This is a genomic window from Clostridium sp. BSD9I1, from assembly GCF_900185645.1.
GTDB lineage: Bacteria > Bacillota > Clostridia > Clostridiales > Clostridiaceae > Clostridium_AK.
In genome coordinates this window covers 668,873-688,631 of record NZ_FYAM01000023.1, presented here as the reverse complement: position 1 = coordinate 688,631, position 19,759 = coordinate 668,873, and the positions used below count along the sequence as shown (strand labels likewise).

21 protein-coding genes are annotated in these 19,759 nt (G+C 31.3%); 15 read left to right on the top strand and 6 right to left on the bottom strand.

The window, feature by feature from the left end; all coding sequences use genetic code 11:
- Nucleotides 1-11 precede the first annotated feature (11 nt).
- The 3 genes from BSD9I1_RS10870 (at nt 12) to BSD9I1_RS10860 (ending at nt 2,011) form a co-directional block, all read left to right on the top strand.
- A complete protein-coding gene (locus BSD9I1_RS10870) occupies nt 12-941 on the top strand; it encodes a DUF5107 domain-containing protein (RefSeq protein WP_186430317.1) in 930 nt (309 codons plus the stop codon).
- Between the two features lie 45 nt (nt 942-986).
- The gene (locus BSD9I1_RS10865; protein ID WP_186430316.1) at nt 987-1,334 is read left to right on the top strand and encodes a helix-turn-helix domain-containing protein; all 348 of its coding nucleotides are present in this window, start codon (nt 987-989) and stop codon (nt 1,332-1,334) included.
- A 170-nt stretch (nt 1,335-1,504) separates the two neighbouring features.
- The gene (locus tag BSD9I1_RS10860; protein WP_186430315.1) at nt 1,505-2,011 is read left to right on the top strand and encodes a cysteine hydrolase family protein; all 507 of its coding nucleotides are present in this window, start codon (nt 1,505-1,507) and stop codon (nt 2,009-2,011) included.
- 170 nt (nt 2,012-2,181) lie between these two features.
- Here BSD9I1_RS10860 and BSD9I1_RS10855 read toward each other — a convergent pair whose 3' ends face one another.
- Nucleotides 2,182-2,781, bottom strand: coding sequence for a TetR/AcrR family transcriptional regulator (locus BSD9I1_RS10855; RefSeq protein WP_186430314.1), 600 nt, complete (start codon nt 2,779-2,781; stop codon nt 2,182-2,184).
- Nucleotides 2,782-2,929: 148 nt separating this feature from the next.
- On the opposite strand from BSD9I1_RS10855, the gene ppsA reads away from it, so the two are divergent.
- On the top strand, nt 2,930-5,554 hold the full coding sequence (gene ppsA / locus BSD9I1_RS10850) for a phosphoenolpyruvate synthase (protein WP_186430313.1): 2,625 nt from the start codon (nt 2,930-2,932) through the stop codon (nt 5,552-5,554).
- Nucleotides 5,555-5,676: 122 nt separating this feature from the next.
- Here ppsA and BSD9I1_RS10845 read toward each other — a convergent pair whose 3' ends face one another.
- A complete protein-coding gene (locus BSD9I1_RS10845; protein ID WP_186430312.1) occupies nt 5,677-6,819 on the bottom strand; it encodes an anti sigma factor C-terminal domain-containing protein in 1,143 nt (380 codons plus the stop codon).
- Nucleotides 6,812-7,303, bottom strand: coding sequence for an RNA polymerase sigma factor (locus BSD9I1_RS10840; protein WP_186430311.1), 492 nt, complete (start codon nt 7,301-7,303; stop codon nt 6,812-6,814). Before BSD9I1_RS10840 ends, BSD9I1_RS10845 begins: the two co-directional genes overlap by 8 nt.
- A gap of 284 nt (nt 7,304-7,587) precedes the next feature.
- Between BSD9I1_RS10840 and BSD9I1_RS10835 the strand changes: the two genes are divergently transcribed.
- Together BSD9I1_RS10835 and BSD9I1_RS10830 are read left to right on the top strand one after the other, a co-directional pair.
- Nucleotides 7,588-7,968, top strand: a complete 381-nt coding sequence (locus BSD9I1_RS10835; protein ID WP_186430310.1) for a hypothetical protein — start codon at nt 7,588-7,590, stop codon at nt 7,966-7,968.
- Between the two features lie 155 nt (nt 7,969-8,123).
- Nucleotides 8,124-8,747 (top strand): TetR/AcrR family transcriptional regulator, encoded by a 624-nt coding sequence (locus BSD9I1_RS10830; protein ID WP_186430309.1) that lies wholly within the window; start codon nt 8,124-8,126, stop codon nt 8,745-8,747.
- Between the two features lie 59 nt (nt 8,748-8,806).
- Here BSD9I1_RS10830 and BSD9I1_RS10825 read toward each other — a convergent pair whose 3' ends face one another.
- The gene (locus BSD9I1_RS10825; protein WP_186430308.1) at nt 8,807-9,568 is read right to left on the bottom strand and encodes an SIMPL domain-containing protein; all 762 of its coding nucleotides are present in this window, start codon (nt 9,566-9,568) and stop codon (nt 8,807-8,809) included.
- Nucleotides 9,569-9,764: 196 nt separating this feature from the next.
- On the opposite strand from BSD9I1_RS10825, the gene BSD9I1_RS10820 reads away from it, so the two are divergent.
- From BSD9I1_RS10820 to BSD9I1_RS10810, 3 genes are all read left to right on the top strand, one after another.
- Nucleotides 9,765-10,280, top strand: a complete 516-nt coding sequence (locus tag BSD9I1_RS10820; RefSeq protein ID WP_035305383.1) for a sigma-70 family RNA polymerase sigma factor — start codon at nt 9,765-9,767, stop codon at nt 10,278-10,280.
- Nucleotides 10,270-11,226: a DUF4367 domain-containing protein gene (locus BSD9I1_RS10815; protein ID WP_186430307.1), complete on the top strand. Its 957-nt coding sequence runs from the start codon at nt 10,270-10,272 to the stop codon at nt 11,224-11,226. The genes BSD9I1_RS10820 and BSD9I1_RS10815 overlap by 11 nt, the downstream gene beginning before the upstream one ends.
- Nucleotides 11,227-11,349: 123 nt before the next feature.
- Nucleotides 11,350-11,763, top strand: coding sequence for a hypothetical protein (locus tag BSD9I1_RS10810; RefSeq protein ID WP_186430306.1), 414 nt, complete (start codon nt 11,350-11,352; stop codon nt 11,761-11,763).
- 253 nt (nt 11,764-12,016) lie between these two features.
- Here BSD9I1_RS10810 and BSD9I1_RS10805 read toward each other — a convergent pair whose 3' ends face one another.
- Entirely contained in the window at nt 12,017-12,406 is a 390-nt protein-coding gene (locus tag BSD9I1_RS10805; RefSeq protein ID WP_186430305.1) for an MFS transporter permease, read from the bottom strand.
- 198 nt (nt 12,407-12,604) lie between these two features.
- Nucleotides 12,605-13,063 carry a MarR family winged helix-turn-helix transcriptional regulator gene (locus tag BSD9I1_RS10800; RefSeq protein ID WP_186430304.1) on the bottom strand — a complete coding sequence of 153 codons (459 nt, stop codon included), beginning with the start codon at nt 13,061-13,063 and terminating at the stop codon, nt 12,605-12,607.
- A gap of 226 nt (nt 13,064-13,289) precedes the next feature.
- Between BSD9I1_RS10800 and BSD9I1_RS10795 the strand changes: the two genes are divergently transcribed.
- From BSD9I1_RS10795 to BSD9I1_RS10770, 6 genes are all read left to right on the top strand, one after another.
- Complete coding sequence (locus tag BSD9I1_RS10795) at nt 13,290-13,763, top strand: MarR family winged helix-turn-helix transcriptional regulator (RefSeq protein ID WP_186430303.1); 474 nt, start codon at nt 13,290-13,292, stop codon at nt 13,761-13,763.
- Between the two features lie 104 nt (nt 13,764-13,867).
- Nucleotides 13,868-14,320 carry an N-acetyltransferase gene (locus BSD9I1_RS10790; RefSeq protein WP_186430302.1) on the top strand — a complete coding sequence of 151 codons (453 nt, stop codon included), beginning with the start codon at nt 13,868-13,870 and terminating at the stop codon, nt 14,318-14,320.
- Between the two features lie 319 nt (nt 14,321-14,639).
- Complete coding sequence (locus BSD9I1_RS10785; protein ID WP_186430301.1) at nt 14,640-15,338, top strand: DapH/DapD/GlmU-related protein; 699 nt, start codon at nt 14,640-14,642, stop codon at nt 15,336-15,338.
- 350 nt (nt 15,339-15,688) lie between these two features.
- On the top strand, nt 15,689-17,146 hold the full coding sequence (locus tag BSD9I1_RS10780) for an aminoacyl-histidine dipeptidase (RefSeq protein WP_186430300.1): 1,458 nt from the start codon (nt 15,689-15,691) through the stop codon (nt 17,144-17,146).
- 246 nt (nt 17,147-17,392) lie between these two features.
- Nucleotides 17,393-19,312 carry an OPT family oligopeptide transporter gene (locus BSD9I1_RS10775; RefSeq protein WP_186430299.1) on the top strand — a complete coding sequence of 640 codons (1,920 nt, stop codon included), beginning with the start codon at nt 17,393-17,395 and terminating at the stop codon, nt 19,310-19,312.
- A complete protein-coding gene (locus BSD9I1_RS10770; RefSeq protein ID WP_186430298.1) occupies nt 19,302-19,652 on the top strand; it encodes a PqqD family peptide modification chaperone in 351 nt (116 codons plus the stop codon). The genes BSD9I1_RS10775 and BSD9I1_RS10770 overlap by 11 nt, the downstream gene beginning before the upstream one ends.
- The last annotated feature ends 107 nt before the right edge of the window (nt 19,653-19,759 follow it).

Below are 19,759 nucleotides of genomic sequence, written 5' to 3'. Positions count from 1 at the left end.
AGGAGAAAATAATGATTTCAAATATAAGATTTAAGGAATGCCGTGCCATTAAAATCCAAAATGATTTCTTAAGAGTTATAGTGATTCCAGAACTAGGAGGGAAAATAGCTTCAATTTTTAGAAAAGATAAGGAGTTTGAACTTCTATTTCAAAACAAAGAGCAAGTTTATAAAACCCCACAATTATATTCATCCTTCCAAGAGTTTGATGCCTCAGGATTTGATGATGCTTTTCCCACAATTGATGAAAGCAATGTAATTATAAATGACAAAAATGTAGTTTATCCAGATCATGGCGAAATATGGACTGCAAAGTTTGATTATAAACTTGAAAATGGAAAAGTAGCTTTGGAATATAAAAGTGCTATTTTAAATTATGATTACAAGAAAACTATATATTTACAAGGTGATAGGGTAGTAGTTGAATATAATATAGAAAACTTGGGAGAAACGGAATTTCCATGTATATGGGCAATGCATTGTCTTATAAACTGTGAAAAAGATATGCAGCTTTTATTTCCAAAGGGAACTGATAAGGTTATAAATGTACATGAAAGTAAATATCTTGGTGAAGCTTCTAAAGTACATTCTTATCCTGTTACAAAGGATGAAAGTGGAAACAACATTCATTTAGATAGAGTGCTTGATAGAACTTCAAATAATGAAGAGAAGTATTATGCTCATGGAGCAGTTAAGGAAGGAAAATGCGGTGCTTATTATCCATCTAAAGATGTAACTTATAACGTGTATTTCAATAAAGAAAAGCTTCCCTATGTTGGTTTTTGGGTTACTGAAGGGAGATTTAGAGGAGACTACAACTGTGCATTTGAACCTACAAATGGCTATTATGACAGTATTGATATAGCTTCTAAGAAAGGAAATGTTTTAGTGTTGAAACCAAAAGAAACTTTGGAATTTAAGATTGAAATTGAATTGAAATAGAAATATGCTTATAAGGATTCGAATTAACTGTGGAGGGGGATTTATATGAAGCTTCGCAAAGAATACACATGTCCATTAGAAATTACACACGATATATTAAAAGGCAAATGGAAAACAGTTATTCTTTGGCAATTAAAGTATCATGGTAAAACGTCCTTATCTCAGTTGGAAAAGGACATAAAGGGAATAAGTCAAAAGATGCTACTGCAGCAACTAAACGAATTAAGAGAATTTGGGCTAGTAGACAAGATTCAGTATCAAGGTTATCCTCTTAGGGTAGAGTATTTCTTGACAGAAGATAGGGGCCGTAAAATAATAAAGGCTTTAGAAATTATGCAGGAAGTAGGACGAGAATATTTAAATGAGCAAATAAAAAACATTAGTGCTGATTAAAGCATTAATGTTTTTTTATTAATTTTAATTAAATATATAAAAGTAATACACACAAAAAAGTGGGTAATTTTATAATGAAATAATCCATGCTATTATTAATACAGTAAACTTTCATGAATTAATTAGAATAAGATAAATTTAAATAAAGCTAAATTGAGGAGGTTATAAAAATGAAAAAAGCCCTTATAGTTATTGATATACAAAATGATTACTTTGAAAATGGCAAACTTCCATTATGGAATACTGAAAATACTTTAAATAATGTGGAAAAAGCTATTGAAAAAGCCAATACTAATAATATCCCTGTAATTTTAGTTCAACATGCTTCAGATGCTAGTTCTACACTTTTTACCGAAGGTTCCAAAGGAGCAGAAATTCATCAAAGGATATTAAAAGCTGCTCCAAATGCAAAGAAAGTTATAAAAAGGTTTGCAGATGGCTTTTATAAAACAAACTTAGGGGAAGTATTATCACAGCTTGGAGTAGAAGAAATTCTTGTATGTGGAATGATGACACAAAATTGTGTTATTTTCACTGCTATTTCTAAAGAAGCAGAAAAATATAGTGTAAAGATACTACCTGATTGCTGTACGACTATAAATGAACAAATACACCTAATTGCACTTCGAGGAGTTTCAACACGTGTAGAATTATTAAATTATAATGAGGCTATATAAAAAGTTGCTAAATTATATGATATATTTTTATATACAACACATCTAGAAATACGAAGTTTCTAAACATGACAAAAGGCTTCCATACATGATGTTGTATTTTTAAGGAATCAAAAATTTAACCCCCCCAAGGGCGGCTTTAGCCTTGGGAGGTTTTAATTTTTTAATATACATTATTGTTTGTCTATAGCCTTACCAAAGATACCATAGAAAAATAGTGTGACTAGTTCTTTGAATAAATCCCTGCTGTGCTTAAGGTTAAGGAGTGAATCTGAGCGTTTGCCTTCTCTAAACATATTAATATAGATTAGTATAGCTTGATTGGAAATATTATGCTGAATATATCCTTCTTCACGACCTTTTTCTATTAGTTTTAATATCAAGGGAATATATCTATTATTAGTAAAATCTTCAGCAATCTGTCTGATAGTGGGGTCCTCTGACTTCATTGTTTTAAGAAAATCAGGATTCATTGCCGATAATTCACTAGTTCTTTCAGAGATAAAAGTCTCAATTTTTTTAGGAAAGGGTAGATCGCTTTCAATCACTTCCATATCTTCCTGCAGCCGTTTATTAAGAAGTGATAAAATGGCATCCTTTAGAAGTTCATCCTTACTTCCGAAGTAGTTATAAATAGTGACCTGGGACACCCTTGCCTTTTTCGCTATTTCAGCTATGCTAACTCTTTGTACACCATAAGTAGAAAACAATTCGAATGCTGTTTTGAGGATATTTTCTTTTTTTCGTTCTGTACGTCGTTCAAAACCATCCATATATAACTCACCTCAAGAATAGAATACTATAAGTTTTGAAATATATCAATAAAATGATTTCAAAAATAATATTGCAGAATCCTGTTGTATCATGTATTATGAAATAAATACAATGCATTAGTTCAAAAATTACAAAGGGGTGAGTTCTATGAGTAAGTATGTTTTATCGCTTAATGAAATTGACAGTACTAATGTGCCTGAGGCAGGAGGTAAAGGAGCTAATTTAGGAGAATTATCAAAAATCCCTGGAATACAGGTGCCAAAAGGTTTTTGTGTTACAGTAGAGGCTTACAAAAGAACAGTAGAACTTAACGATGAGTTAGAGGTACTCTTGAATCAGTTATCACAGCTAAAGGTAATTGAAAGAGGGCAGATAGGGGAACTAAGTGAAAAAATTCGCAATCTCATAGAGGGAGTAGAGGTTATAAAGGAAATAGAGGAAACAATAAATGAAAATATATTAAAGCTTGGGGAAAAACACGCTTATGCAGTACGATCAAGTGCTACTGCCGAAGACCTACCAACAGCTTCATTTGCGGGGCAGCAGGATACCTATCTAAATATATTTGGGAAGGATGCAATTGTTCAACATGTAAGAAAATGCTGGGCATCCCTATTTACAGAACGCGCAATTATTTACCGTATTCAAAATAACTTCGATCATAGGAAGGTATTTTTGGCGGTCGTGGTTCAGCAGATGATTTTCCCTCAAGCTTCAGGGATTATGTTTACAGCGGATCCAGTCACGTCTAACAGGAAAGTGTTATCTATAGATGCAAGTTTTGGACTTGGTGAAGCCTTGGTATCGGGTTTAGTAAATTCCGATATCTATAAATTGCGTGATGGAATTATAATTGATAAAAAGATTTCTACAAAAAAAATAGCAATATACACATTAAAAGATGGTGGTACCCGGGAACAGGAAATTGAAGAAGATATGAGAAATGTTCAAACATTGTCAGATGAACAGATTTTACAGCTTGCAGATATAGGCAGACGAATTGAGAAACATTTTGCTAGCCACCAAGATATTGAATGGTGCTTAGCTGAAGGAAAATTCTATATTGTTCAGAGTCGTCCTATTACTACCCTATACCCTGTACCACAAAACGACGGAAAGAATCGTATATATGTCTCTATGGGACATCTACAGATGATGACAGATACCATAAAGCCTCTAGGGATGTCTTTCTGTCAAATGTTATCATTTTGGTTTGGGCAAAATTTAACACCAGCAGGGGGGAGACTTTTTATAGATGGAACATATGACCTAGCATCACCTATAGGAAGAAAGGTCTTACTCACAAGTACTGGCAATGCTGATATCTTGATGAAGAATGCCCTAGTAAATTTAATGGATAGAAAGGAATTTGTGAAGACCTTGCCTAAAGGTAAGGGATCTATAAATATGAGTTCAGGAGTCGTAGGATGGCTAAAACCTGCAATTAAAGCATATCGAAAAAATGATGTAAGGGTGGCTGAGGATACCATTTCATACAATGAAGATCTCATAAAGGATATGGAGCAAAAAATAGAAATGGTAACAGGAGTCGAACTATTAGAGTTTATTTTAAAGGATACCAAGGATTTGAAATCAGTTCTGACTGGACCCCAAAATATGGGCTTGATGGCGGTAGGAGGTCTTGTTAGCAATTGGATTAATAAGAAGATGGAAAAATGGTTAGGTGAAAAGAGTGCTGTTGATGCACTATCTAAATCAGTATTTAATAATGTTACCTCGGAAATGGGTCTTGAACTTCTAGATGTGGCTAATATAGTCCGTAAATATCCAGAAGTAATGGAATATCTCAACCATGCTAATGATAACACTATTATGAGGGATTTAAGTAAGATCAAAGGTGGGGATTTGGTATGGGGTTCTATGGAAAAATTTCTTAAAAAATATGGTATGCGTTGCCCTGGTGAAATTGATATTACAAAATCTCGTTGGATTGAAAAGCCTACAGCAATCATACCTATGATTATAAGCAATATAAAAAGCAATGAGGTGCATTCAAGTATAACAAAATTTGATCAGGGTCGAAAAGAAGCAGAAGAAAAGGAAAGAGAGTTTTTAAGAAGATTAGAAGAATTACCCGGTGGAAAACGAAAATCCAAAAAGACAAAGCACATGATAAGTGTTTTACGAAATGTGATTGGCTTTAGAGAGTACCCTAAATATTCCTTCATAAAAAGATTTCAAATTTATAAAAATGCTCTTCTAAAGGAAGCGGATGTTCTTGTGAAAAATGGTGTCATTAAGGAGAAAGAGGATATTTTTTATCTGTATTTTGAGGAGCTTTGTGAAGTAGTTCGAACAAATAAGTTAGACTACAGTATAATAACCAAAAGGAAAGAGGATTACGAGGTTTATGATAAGCTCACACCACCTCGAGTAATGACCTCGGAGGGCGAAATTATATCTGGAGAATACAACATCGGCAATATTCCACAGGGCGCTTTAGCAGGTGTACCGGTTTCATCAGGTGTCATAGAGGGCAGAGCTAGAGTAGTCTTAAAGGTAGATGATGCAATAATAGAAGAGGGTGACATATTGGTAACAGCATTTACTGATCCTAGTTGGACACCGCTATTTGTATCTGTCAAAGGCTTGGTAACTGAAGTAGGTGGACTGATGACTCATGGTGCTGTTATTACACGGGAATATGGTATTCCAGGAGTAGTAGGGGTGGAAAATGCTACAAAACTAATAAAAGATGGTCAGAGGATTCGGGTGAACGGAACGGAAGGCTATGTAGAAATACTGGGGTGACATAATAAAAAGAGAAAAGCTTTTTCAAATCGAGCTTCTATACTATAATTTATACATTATGCTTATCTAAGCAAAAGAGGATAAACTCTGACATTTATCCTCTCTATAAATTATAATTAGCTTTACCATATAACTATATTCTCAATTCCCATACAGTGAATAAGTGGACTGCTTTTAAGGTTTAATAGTTCTTTGCTATCTGCAGAAATATACATACCAACATATTCGGCACCATTATCTTCAACATGTTTAATCATATCATCAATATTAATATTTTTGAATATATCTTCATGGTACATTGACTGCAGCAGCTTTAGGTTGCTCTTTATAAGATTGAGGTTGCCGATTAAAGATTCTTTGTGAGCCTCATCGTCCATATTCTCATATTGATTTTGCTTTAAACCATTACCCTCGAGTTGCTTAGTGTTATTAGCATCATATGGGAAAATGGATCTAACCTGGTAATATGAAGGGTTTGCTAATACAAACTTTGAATCGATTGATGCTATAGGTGTAATATCTAAAGGTGCGGTATCTATATTATTTATTTTATTTATAAAATTCTCCTTTATCTGCTGAGATGTTAAAGCTTTATTAAACTCAACAAATATTTTTGCCTTTGTACCTTTAGGTGCATTTTCCAGGACTTTAAAACCAGATATAGAATCAGATTCATGAGCAACAAAATGAGAAAAATCTTCAAATATTAATGGAGGCACTACGGTTGTTCTTGATTTGACAGGTTTGCCAAAACTATATCTAACGCTTATCTCGGTTTCATCTATTTTAGTGTTTCCGATGGTATTTTCAAGGGAAACTTTGATATTTTGTTGTGCAAAATTTGATGTATCTACGCCGCTTCTATAGGATTTATATTTGGGCTGAAACATTTGTGATAATTGAACCATTATTTCTCTCTTTACGTATGCTTCCTTATAATCTAATCCAAACCAGGACGTAGTAATCTTTGATGCCGTAAAGTATATAAAAATAAAGATTACCAAAGCGGAAAAAAACGAAAATGCTGTTAGCATGATAATTTTTAGATTTACTCTGCGTTTTAACAATTTAGCAATTCTATTATCATCTACGTTGCCTGCCGGCGTATTCTGCTTCATCTCTTCTAAAAAATCCATTTCATCGTTATTAAGATAATCTGATATGGCAATGAACTTATCGATATCACATTCTATTTGTGCTATCTCATCTTGATTCAACTTGCCTTTTTTATATAGCTGCAGTTTCTCCTCAAAATCATTACTCATTAATACTCCTCCTTAAAGTTCTAAGAGTTTTTCTAGCCCTGTAAATCAAATTTGTCACTGCTGAAACACTTATTCCTAAGACCTCTCCTGCCTGCTGATATGAAAGTTCATTTACCAAGCATAGCAGCACTACCTGACGCTGATTTTCAGGAAGCTGATGAATTAATTCAAAAGCCGATTTGGTACTTTCCTTTAGTATTAGTTCGTCAATAAAGTCTTGTGCCTTTGTTTGATTTAACATATCATCTTCCCGAAAATCCAATCGCCTGTTTTTCTTAACATAATCGACGTAGAGGTTATGGGCAACGGTCAGTAACCAGGATTTGATACTTTCATTAGGAAATTGAAGAACGCACAGCGCCTTAACGAAGGCCTCCTGTGCCAAATCCTCTGCTGTCTGATGATTATACGTAAGCCCATAAAGGTATTTATAAACGTAAGGGAAATACTCTTTATAGATTTTAATAAATACGTCATCCTCCAAACCGTCACCTCCATCCATCTCTTTAAACAGTGTCATTATATATACGATTAAGTTGACAAAGTATCGCGCTAACTTTACAAAAATATTATATAGTATAAATAGATCTTTATATAGTTCCAAGCATCGGGGGTATCCAGTTATCAGTGTGAAGTGAGATAGTTCTCTTTTTATATTTACTAAAATCTAAAATTTTTTTAAAAACCGTAGACCGATGTGGTCTACGGTGTTATAATAACAATGCAGACCACTTTGGTCTATAAAATATTTAAGAGGAGGAAATTAAGATGAACACAACAATTTTTTTTGCTCAGTATTGGGGATGGGTTACAGTTATAGTAACATTCATGTTTTTTGCTCGACCATCAGTTCTTCATGAAGTAAAGACTATAATGGTTAAGAATAGGGGATTTCAGCTTATGTATGGGATTGTATCAATATTAGTGTCATTACCAACAGTGATTTTGCATAACGTTTGGGTCTTAAGTTGGCCTGTAATTATCACTCTCATTGCATGGCTTGCTCTTATTAAAGGCGTTATATGTGTTATGTGGCCTGAGGTATCACAAAATGCAAAATATGAATTTAGGATAAAATCTACCAGAATAGCATTGGGGATCGTCTGTATATTGGCCATCGTAGCTTTGGTGATAAGCTATAGGTTATAGGTAGACAATTTAGGCTGAAGGGCCTATTAAGGTAATGATTATCAATTAATTTTGTTATTAATATATATTGATTTATCCAAACTATAATGCTAAAATATTATGTAGACCGAAGTGGTCAACGCAATTGAATTATTACCTTAAAAGGAGGACTCTCTTTGTTTGAAAAGTTCTTAAACTTAGATAAAGAAAAGCAAGAACGTATATTGAATGCAGCTATGAAGGAATTTGCACAAAAGGGTTTTAATAATGCGTCCACAAATGAAATTGTAAAAGATGCGAATATTGGAAAAGGAATGTTGTTTCACTATTTTACCAGTAAGAAAGACTTATTTTTGTTTTTATACGACTATACTTTAGATGTTCTTATGAAGGAGCTTTATGGGAAAATAGACCTAAGTGAAAGGGATATTTTAAAAAGGTTACGACAATTTTTATCAAGTAAATATGTTTTGGTAGGTAAACACCCAGACATGTTTGATTTTATAAAAACAGCAAACCTTGAAGAATCAGAAGAAGTAAAAAAATATTTAGATGATAAAAATAATGAACATCAGGAATATAGTTATAGGAAGGTATTAGAAAATATAGACACTTCTAAATTTAGAGACAACATAGACATTAATAGAGCAATAAATGTGATTTTATGGACTCTCGAAGGTATATCGGAAAAAGAGAAGGAAAAGGCAAGAACACTTTCATTAGCTGAACTCAAGTATAATGAAATATTAATAGAAATGGATTCTTATGTAGAATTATTTAAAAATACCTTTTATAAATGAAGCAGTTCCTTAATAAAAAGGCCTTAAGAGGTATATATCTCTTAAGGCCTTTTTATCGCTTAATACTGGTAAACTAAGCTCACATCTGCTTTTACCTTATAAACTCCAGCTTGAATAGACGTGGAGTCTGAAGAAGCAGCTGATTCTAATTTGCCATTAAATGAAATTGGGTAGTCATTAGGGATTCCATTTGAATTTTCTATTATCTTTACAGGTGTCGTAAGTTTTACAGCTAAAAAACTGGAAATTGCTTGTGCTTTACCTTGTGCATTTGATAATGCTTTTAGTAAAGCCTTATTATAATATGTGTCATAATCACTAATACCAAAACTTATGCTATTGGAAGTATTTGCTCCATTTTTTACAGCTATGTCAATTACTTGTCCAACCTTCATGATATCCTTAACAGTAACCTTTAATGTATTAGATACTGTATATCCAACAATTGAACTTCTTCCAGTGTTCTTGTCATAGTCATATTTAGGATTTATACTATAATCATTTGTTTTAATGTCCTCAGCTTTTATGCCTTCTTTTTTAATAGCAGCGATAATAGTGTTCATGGCAGTTGAATTAGCACTTTGAGCCTCCATAGTTGTAGGCTTCTCTGTTACTACTCCTAAATATAAGTAGGCTATGTCTGGAGTTACAGTTATTTCACCACTTCCTGTAACATTTATTGTTCTTGATGAATCAGCAGTTATTGCACTGGAATCTGCAGCTAGAACTTTTGAAGCTCCAAAGTTAAAGAATAGGATAAATGCAGCTGCAAATGCGAAAATGAATGACCATCTTGACTTTAATAAGTTATTAGTTTTCATATATAATCTCTCCTTTATATTTGTTTTCATAATATTAGACGAGCTATAATATAAATTTGCTCCATAAATTTATGTAACAATGTAAAAATTTTTAAATATATGAAACTAAACTCAAATTTTATACGTCTAATTAAATATAGTAATTAATTAAATATATTTCTATTTTATTACATAGATGCTTAACAGGAGATAAGAAATGGATGAAAAAATAGAACAGCTAATAAGTGATTATGGAAATGACGTTTTGAAGATTGCTTATTTATATTTGAAGGACAAGCATTTAGCGGAAGATGCTTTCCAGGAAGTATTCGTAAAAGTCTATAAAAATTATAATAAATTTAAAAATAATAGCAGTGAAAAGACATGGATTATGAGCATTACAGCAAATACTTGTCGAGATATGTTAAGGATTTCCTGGTTTAAAAAAGTTCGCTTTTTTAAAGACGTTGGTGATGATTCACTAAAAAGTACCCATGAAAATGTGGATGAAGAAATTGCAAGGAAGATGCAATATGAGGAATTATTAAAAGAAGTTATGAATCTTCCTCTTAAATATAGAGAGCTTATCATTCTTTATTACTATGAGGAACTATCTACAATGGATATAAGTGCGGCATTAAAAATACCAGAAGGAACAGTAAGAAGCCGCCTTTTCCGTGCAAGAACGATACTGAAATCTAATTTAAAGGGGAAGATTGAATATGGAAGATAGTATGAAAAACTTTAGAGAAGCATCAAACTTAGTACTTGAAAATATTTACGTTACTGATGAATTAAAAAGAAAAACTTTAGAGAAATGTACTCATAGAAAAGAATCGATAATGAATGTAAAATTAACAGCAGCCTTTTCTGGCGCTTTAATAATTTTTGTTGGAATATTTATTTCTTTGTTTCATAATCAGGCTATTAATAATAACAACATAGCAAAATCCATAAATCAGAAACAGAAAAATTCCTTAGATAATGAAAGCAAAATACAAGAAGCGGCCAAAACAACAGGCAGCAGTGATTTGGGCAAGCATTCCCCTGCAGACTCAAATAGCGAAATCAATATAAAAAACAATGTGGCTATATCAGAGAAGAAGAATGTAGATATTGCAATGAAGGGTTCAAATAATATTCCTAAAAACAAAACCATTGATGCAGTAAAAGAAAATATAGAAACTGATTCACAAAGTAAGAATGATTCTAGTAAAGCCTCTGATAGTATTTTCCAAAATAGGGATGATATTAGTGATAGGGAAATGAACACAGAAGCTCAATCAGATACTAACTTAGCATTAGTGCCTGAAGCATTAACTATTGAAAAAGCTGAAGAATACTTTGAAAGTAAAATATTGATTCCTTACTATATTCCAGAAGGATTTACACTAACTGATATATCAATTCCAGATGAAAACGAAAAATGTGTTAAACTAAAATACAGCTCAAGTTCTGCTGATTTTGAAATATTACAAAGTAAAAATTTATCCGAATTATCAGGAACTGAAAGTGTATCTATTGGAAATAATACTACTTACATTGACGCTATGAAAGATGAAAAAACAAATGTTGTAACCACAAAAATTACCTGGATAATAGGTGATGTGCAATATTCAGTATCCAGCACCTTGCCGGAAGACTCATTAATAAAGATTGCTGAATCCATTAATGATTAAATAATAATAAAGTTTAAATATAAAAATAAATAGTAATAATATATTATTACTGGTATAATTAATTGGTCTTTATTAATGTATTTAATGAAGAATAATTAATATATGAAAAGAGAGAGTATATTTATGATAAAAGAAAGTCTAGAGAAGAAGATAAATAAATTAGATGGAGACATTGAAGCTTTAAGAAGAGCAAAGTATTACTTGTCTAATAAAGAAGAAATTAATGAAATTATTGATGCTTTAAATAAGGAAAGACAAGTTTACTCAGATGAAATTTATCTTGGAGATGGAAGAGCATATACAGAATGTCTTGAAGTAATATTAGAACTTGTAAATAAAGAGTTAGGTAAGGATGAGCAAACTGAATTGCTAGAGGTTATAAAAGAACATCATGGTAGAAAGTCTCCTAACGTAAGTAAGAAAAGCTATGGACTTAATGCATGGCTTAAATATTTAGATGTTGAATGCCAGTGGATTGATAAGGAAGATAGTGAATGGTCAACATTAATTATAACTGGATATACACCTCGTATGTAGAATTTAAATTTTTATTTTATTAGTACCAGCAAATGCTGGTACATTTTTCATATACGGGGAGGCAGTAGATCTTAAAGGTCGTGCTTCGTCTCCACCATTGAAACCCTCAACTAATGGGATTAGTCTAGGGTTTTTCCTTATGTACAGATTTGGAATTTGGAGAGGTGAACCGTACCATAAGTAAATAAGGTTTTAGCCTTAACCATTGATATTACTTGGATAAGGCTATTTTTTTATGAAATTTAAATAAATATTATACTATTTCTAATTTAGATTTAGCCATTGTATCTTTTAGAAAAACAAAGAAAGTTGTCATAAAAATGATACCTGTAACCATTATAAAAATACTTCCAGGTAAATATTCAGAATTCATGCTAAATAATATCTTAGTTCTAAACCAAGTTTGGAAAGGAAGACCTACACCAAGTAAAACTCCAAAGAAAAGAACCTTGGTTTTCCAACTTTTTCCCTTCATTTTCTTGATTGAATTATTAACAAATAATCTTAATAAACCTAAACCACAACCAACTATGAAGAATACTAGTAAAAATAGTTTTATCCCTTCATCTAAAATAAATGCTTTAGAAATTACACCTAATGCGATTAAAAACATGCATGACATTACAACGTATGATTTTCTCAAAATTTTATTCACCTCAAAAATTTAAATTTTTATATTTAATTTATATATGTTCACAGCATATTAGTTAGGTAGGCTACCTAACTAATATGCTAGCATGTTTATAATAATTAGTCAATAGCAAATAGAATAGCTTGTATAAAGCTAATAAAAAATAGATTAACCCCAAATAGAAATTTAGTTTCTATTTGGGGCTAATTATTAATTAATCTTACTATACCATTCATTAAAATAGATATTAACTTTATCTAATAATTCAATTAATAATTCACTTTGTTCTATTCCTAATCTTTCTATAATGCCAGAAAATAAAGAATTAAAATACTTTTTTAAATCCTGTACTATTTTTTTCCCTTCATCAGTTAACGTTATTTCAATAACTCTTTTATCATTTTGATTAACATGTCTTTCTATGTAACCTTTATTAGTTAAATTTTTTACGAATTCAGTTGTGCTTGGAGAAGTAATAGAAAGATTTTTACTAATTTCTGAAATACTAACTTTACATTCTTTTTCCTTAGAAAGAAATTCTATACAAAGTAAAACTCGAGCTTCGCTTTTCTTTATTCCCATTATAGTTTGATTATGTCTTTCAATTCTTGCTAAAGCTTCAAACGTGTCTATAAATTTTCTTATATCTATATTTGATTGTTTATTCAAAAAAATTCACCTCATAGAATATATGTTAATTTATTATAATAAATTTGTCTATGTGTTTACAAGTTTTTATTTGCAGATTTTTCGCCAACAATATGGATAATAAAAAAATAAAGGCAACTTCTGATATAACTCTATTACTGAATAATTTTGTTGACATTATCATAGAAGATAATATAATATATCGTATAACGAAATAATCGATATACGATATAAAGGGGTCATTACTATGAACAAAGAAGAAAAAATAGAAATTATAGTACAATATAAAAATGATATAGATAATATTATACATAGAAAGTATCATGAACTGGCGCAGAAATATGATTTGAGTTTAGAGCAGTTTCATTTACTAATAGAATTAGATGACCTTATGTTGTATGTTAATGATGAAGTAAAAGCTCCTACTATTGGAGAAATAGCAAAGAATGTTGATAATTCGCAAAATACAATGTCTGAAAAAATAACAAGACTTGAAAATAAGGGGCTTGTAGAGAGAATAAAGGATAAAAAAGATAAGCGAATAAGTAGAGTTTATCTAACAGAGAATGGAAGAAGTTTAATTGATTCAATAGATAAACAGGCAAGCAGTAAATTTTTATTTAATTCCATATTGAATATGGATGATAAAGATATAGATGATTTTTTAAAATGTTTAGAAAAACTTAAGAAATACATGAGTGATAACTATTCTAAATTATAATGAAAGGTTATATATCGTACAAAATTAAATTTCAATAATAAGTTATAGAAATCAGGAGTGAAATGAAAAATTAAGGGGTGATTATTATAGTAAAGTTAGAAAAAATGACTAAATCCGATTTTGACCATTATATCTCAATAGCAATTCATGCATTTGCAATTGAAAAAGTTAAAGCGGGCACTTGGGCAGAAGATGAAGCATACAAACTATCAGAAGAATCATTTAAAAAATTACTTCCAAATGATATTGAGACTGAAAGAGAATATCTTTATTCAATTTTTGATAATGATAAAAACATCAAGGTAGGTTATTTATGGCTTGAGTTTAGTGAAAGTCTAATTGGGAAGACTGCCTTCATATTCGATTTTTTAATTCTTGAAGAGTTTCGTGGTAAAGGATATGGTACTCAATCAATGATAGCACTTGATGATGAAGCAAAAAAACATGGAATAAGTAAAGTATCATTACATGTATTTGCACATAATAAGAAAGCTATAGGCTTATATGAGAAGGTTGGTTTTAAAAATACTGATATACATATGTCAAAATATATCTAATATATGAAGGTACATTATACTTTAACGATTATTTTGTAATAGAAATTGTAAATAAATTTGATGATATTGGAAAGCAATGCCTTAATAATGAGGTAGGATAGAATTAAGATTAGGTTAACGCTTTTGAAAATGTCTTAAAATTTTTATTTTATTAGTACCAGCAAACGCTGGTACATTTTTATATCTAGAATTATAAGATTCACTATAACTAAAATAAAGTGTTATAGTGGATTTTTATATTTGTAAAAATTTATAAAATGATTAACAAATTAATATTAAGTTTAATATAATGTAATATTAATTTAAGGAGAAAGTTATAATGTATAATAGTATGAAAAAAGATTATAAGACAATAGGGCCAACTAATTTATATGCTTACTTTGTTGGGGAAAATCCAATTACTTCATTTAATCCTGTAAGTATATATCCAAAAATAAGCGAAAGTGCATTTATAGGACCATTTTCAAGTGTAATAGGGGATGTAACAATAGAAAAGAATGTATTTGTAGGTGCTAATGTAGTGCTAAGAGCAGATGAGGGAACACCATTTTATATAGGTTATGATTCTAACATACAAGATGGGGTAATATTTCATGGACTAAAAGATGCCAAATACTCTGTAAATGGTATAGGATATTCAATATATATTGGGAATAAAGTAAGTATAGCTCATGGAGCATTAATTCATGGACCAGCTATTGTAGGAAACAATACATTTGTTGGGTTTAATTCAATTGTATTTAACGCTATAGTAGAGGACAATTGCTATGTTGATACTGGGGCAATTGTCACAGGAGGAATTAGGATACCTGCAAATAGGTATGTTCCAATTGGTGCAATTATAAATACACAAGCTAAGGCAGATAATCTTTTAGAAGTACCAAAAGCGCAATCAGATTTTTCAGAAAAGGTTATTAAAGTTAATGTAGAGCTTTCAGAAGTTTACGACTTAAAATTTGGTGATACACGTTGCAGTTGCGGTCTTTGTTGTAATCATAACACCTTAATTCACAATTAGACAAAAATCATAGGTAATAACTTGCTTTATTATAAATGTAAGCAATATTTTAAACAGCTGTAAGTTATAAAAGGTAGGATGTGCAAATATCCTACTTTACCATTAAAGCCCACGAATACATAATAATCGTATTGGAAAATTCCGATACGATTTTTTAATTTCTGATATTGATATTATAAAGATGCAAGACTAAATATTTTAATGTTTAATTATATAGAAATATAAAAAATATGTAAAATTACACATGTTGATTTTTATTTTAGTTTGTGGTAAATATACCTATAGAGATATTTATAATATTTTCAAATATTTCTGTAAATAGTATAAAATAGAAAGGAATGGTAATAACGATGACAGAAGTACTTAAAGGTATACAACCAGTTGAAGTATTTAAATACTTTGAAAAGCTATCCCAAATTCCAAGAGGGTCTGGAAATGAAAAAGGGATTAGCGACTATTTAGTATCATTTGCTAAGGAGCATAATTTAGAATATGTTCAGGATTCCGCATTAAATGTTGTTATAAAAAAGAAAGCAACACTGGGATATGAAAACAGTCCTGCTATTGTTTTGCAAGGTCATATGGATATGGTGTGTGAAAAAAATATAGGTATAGAGCATGATTTTACTAAGGATCCGCTAAAGTTAAGAATAATTGATGACATGATATATGCAACTAGCACAACTTTGGGAGCAGATAATGGGATTGCGGTTGCAATGGGACTAGCAATTTTGGCTTCTAATGAATATCAACATCCGGCAGTTGAATTGCTTGTTACCACTTCAGAAGAAACAGGAATGGATGGAGCAATGACATTAGAACCTAAAAATATAGAAGGAAGAACACTTATTAACATAGACTCGGAAGAAGAAGGTACGCTATTAGTGAGCTGTGCTGGTGGAATTACAGCTAAAACAACAATTCCTGTAGCATGGGAAGCAATAGATCTAAACCTTGTTCCATATATAATTAGAATAAGAGGCTTAAAAGGTGGACATTCTGGAATGGAGATAGATAAAGAAAGAGGCAACTCTAATAAACTAATGGGTCGTATACTTATGTCTATTTTATCTGAAATAGATTTTAGACTCAGTTCATTAAATGGTGGATCTAAGCATAATGCTATTCCACGTGAAACAGATGCTGTTATCTTAGTAAGAGCTGAGCATAAAGCTTTAGTTGAGCAAAAAATATCTGAGTGTGAAGAATTGTTTAAAACCGAATTGAGAACACCAGATCCTGACGTAAGGGTAGAATTTGAAGTTTTACCTACCTTGCCTCCAGAAATGCTTTCAAAAGAATCAACTAATAATGTAGTTAACTACTTATACTTAGTTGTAAATGGGGTAACTTCTATGAGCATGGATATTAAAGGCTTAGTAGAAAGCTCCTTGAATCTTGGAGTAATTTTTACTCATAAAGATTCGGTAGAATTCATAAGCTCAATCAGAAGTTCCGTTAGAAGCTTAAAAAACGAATTATATAATAGACTGGTTGCAACGGCTAAACTGAATGGTGGAAGTGTTGTTGCCGAATCTGGTTATCCTGAATGGGCATATAATCCTGATTCAAGAATAAGAACAATTTTTGAAGATATATATGAAAAAATGTACGAGAAGAAACCTCATATAACTGCAATTCATGCTGGGCTTGAGTGCGGACTGTTTGCAGAAAAGTTTGGTGAAATAGATGCTATTTCTTTTGGACCAAATCTATATGATGTTCACACTCCAAATGAACATATGAGTATTTCTTCAGTTCAGAGGACGTGGGAATACTTATTGGAAGTATTGAAGAATGTAAAATAATTAAATGTTTGGACCAAAGATTTTGATCTTTGGTCCTTATAATTTATTTCCTTGTGCTAGTTAACTAAGTTATTATTATACTTACAAATTGTTCTGTATCTTTTAAATGTAAATTTTATTATTATAATTAGTAGTCTCATTGCAATCATGTTGGAATAAATAACCATGATATGATATTTTAGGAATAATATATTTTAATGGGGAATATGTATGATATGTATATAAAATACATTGGAGGGATATATCGTGGATAATAAGTTATCTAAATATGCATATGGAGGTGTAGCTGGTAAAGACTACGTACCTTACGTTTCTAGTGGTTCTAAATCTGGTGGAAACGTTGTCATATTGATAATTGGTATCATTTTGGCTGCTTTGTTTGCAGCTTCTACTGCCTATTCAGGTATGAAATCAGGTCTTACTGTTGCGGCTGGCATACCTGGTTCTATACTAGGTTCCGCTCTTATTGCTGCATTTTCTAAACAAAAAGGTATTCTTGGTAAAAACCTAATTCAAGGTATGTCAAGTGGTGCAGAATCTGTTGCTAGTGGTATAATATTTGTTTTACCAGCAATTCTATTAATAGGTTCTAAAGTTACTTTCTTAGAAGGTTTTGTTGTTGGTGTAGGCGGAGTTTTATTCGGTATAGGAATAGCTTCTCTTGTTTATAATTACTTAATGGTTGAACAACACGGCAAATTAATGTACCCTGAGTCAATGGCTATAGCTGAAACACTTGTTGCTTCAGAAGGTGCTGGAGAATCAATGAAGTACATGGGAATCGGGTTTGGAATAGGTGGTATTATAACTATTGTAACTAGTTCATTTTTAAATGTAGCTAACAACGTTATAAGCTATGTAAACGAAACCTTTTACAAGTGGAAATTTGAAGTTGAAGTCAATCCCCTATTATTAGGTATAGGATATATAGTTGGTTTAGAGGTTTCTTTAACTATGTTTGCTGGTTCTATATTATCTAACTTCTGTATTATGCCTTTAATAGGTTACTTCTCTGCTTTCGGACAAGACGGTGCAGCTGTATGGAATAATCCTAATGTTGCTATAAACGCCATGCAGGTTAAAGATATAGCTGGTAGTTATGTAAAATATATCGGTGCTGGAATGATGCTTTCTGGTGGTTTAATAGGTGCTATAAAGCTTATACCTACAATAGCATCTTCCATAAAAGAAACTATTAATGCTAAGTCTTCAAATAGTGGTGAGGGATCATCTGCTGGAAATATAATATTACTTGGTGGTGTAGTAATAGGTTTCATAGGCGGTTTCTTGATATCTGGCGGTAATATATTAATGGCAGTAGCTGCTTCTATTTTATCATTATTCTTGTCATTACTATTTGTTATAGTTTCTGGTCGTTTAACTGGTACTATAGGAACTTCGAACCTTCCTGTATCTGGTATGACTATAGCTTCTATAGTTGTTGTAACATTATTATTCGTTGCAATGGGATGGAAAAATCCTGAAAGCAATAGATCATTACTTTTATTTGGTACATTTATAGTTACTGCTATAGCTATGGCTGGTGGTTATTCTCAATCACAAAAGGTTACTTTCATAATAGGTGGGGACAAAAATGAAATGCAAAAATACTTTGCTATAGCTGGTATAGTTGGTGTTACAGTAGTTGTTGGTACTATATTATTATTATCTAACCAACTTGCAATGACTGGCGATAACGTCCCATTTGCACTACCTCAAGCTAACTTAATGTCAACATTAACTGCTGGTATAATGTCAGGTAAATTACCTTGGGTTATGATAATTGCGGGAGCTGTTATGGGAGTTGTTTTATTCTTATTAAACCTTCCTGTAATGACGGTTGCTATAGGATTCTATTTACCAATATCTACAACCTCTATAATACTAATAGGTGCATTAGTTCGTTTATTTGTAGAAAGAACTTGTAAATCTGAAAAAGAAAAGGAAGTTAAAGTTTCTAATGGTATAAGTTTATCATCTGGACTTGTTGCTGGTGGTTCTATAATAGGACTTGTAGGTATAATACTTCAAGTAACAGGTGTTATAAAAGGAGCTGGACCAAGTGGATTCACTGCTTCTAATGGAATGGCATTTTTAATATTAGTAGGTCTAGTAATTGCTACTATAATACCTATAATGAATAGTAAGGTGAAAAATGCTGAATAATAACGAAGAGGTCTTAAGCATAATATTTAAAATCTCTGATAGCTTAGAATATGAAGTAGATAAGGACAATATTGTGACTATACTTGAAAAACAAGATCACAAGGTCCAAAACTTCTTTAGAAAACTTAAATTTAGAATTCCAGAATATAAAAGAATTTTTATGGATGAGTATGCAAGCTATGCATTTTTACAAATAGATGGCAAGAAAACTATAAAAGATATTGGGAAAAATCTAGAAGTAAAGTATGGTGATAAAGCTTACCCACTCTATGAAAGATTATTGTTGTTCTTAAACCATATAGACGTTAATTGTCACTATATAGAAAAAACAAATTTCTAATATAAAAGATGGCACTGAATTTCAGTGCCATCTTTATTTATTAGCAAGCTTGGGAGGCCATATTGGAAAATCCAGTACGATTTTTTATATTTAATACGCAATTTAAG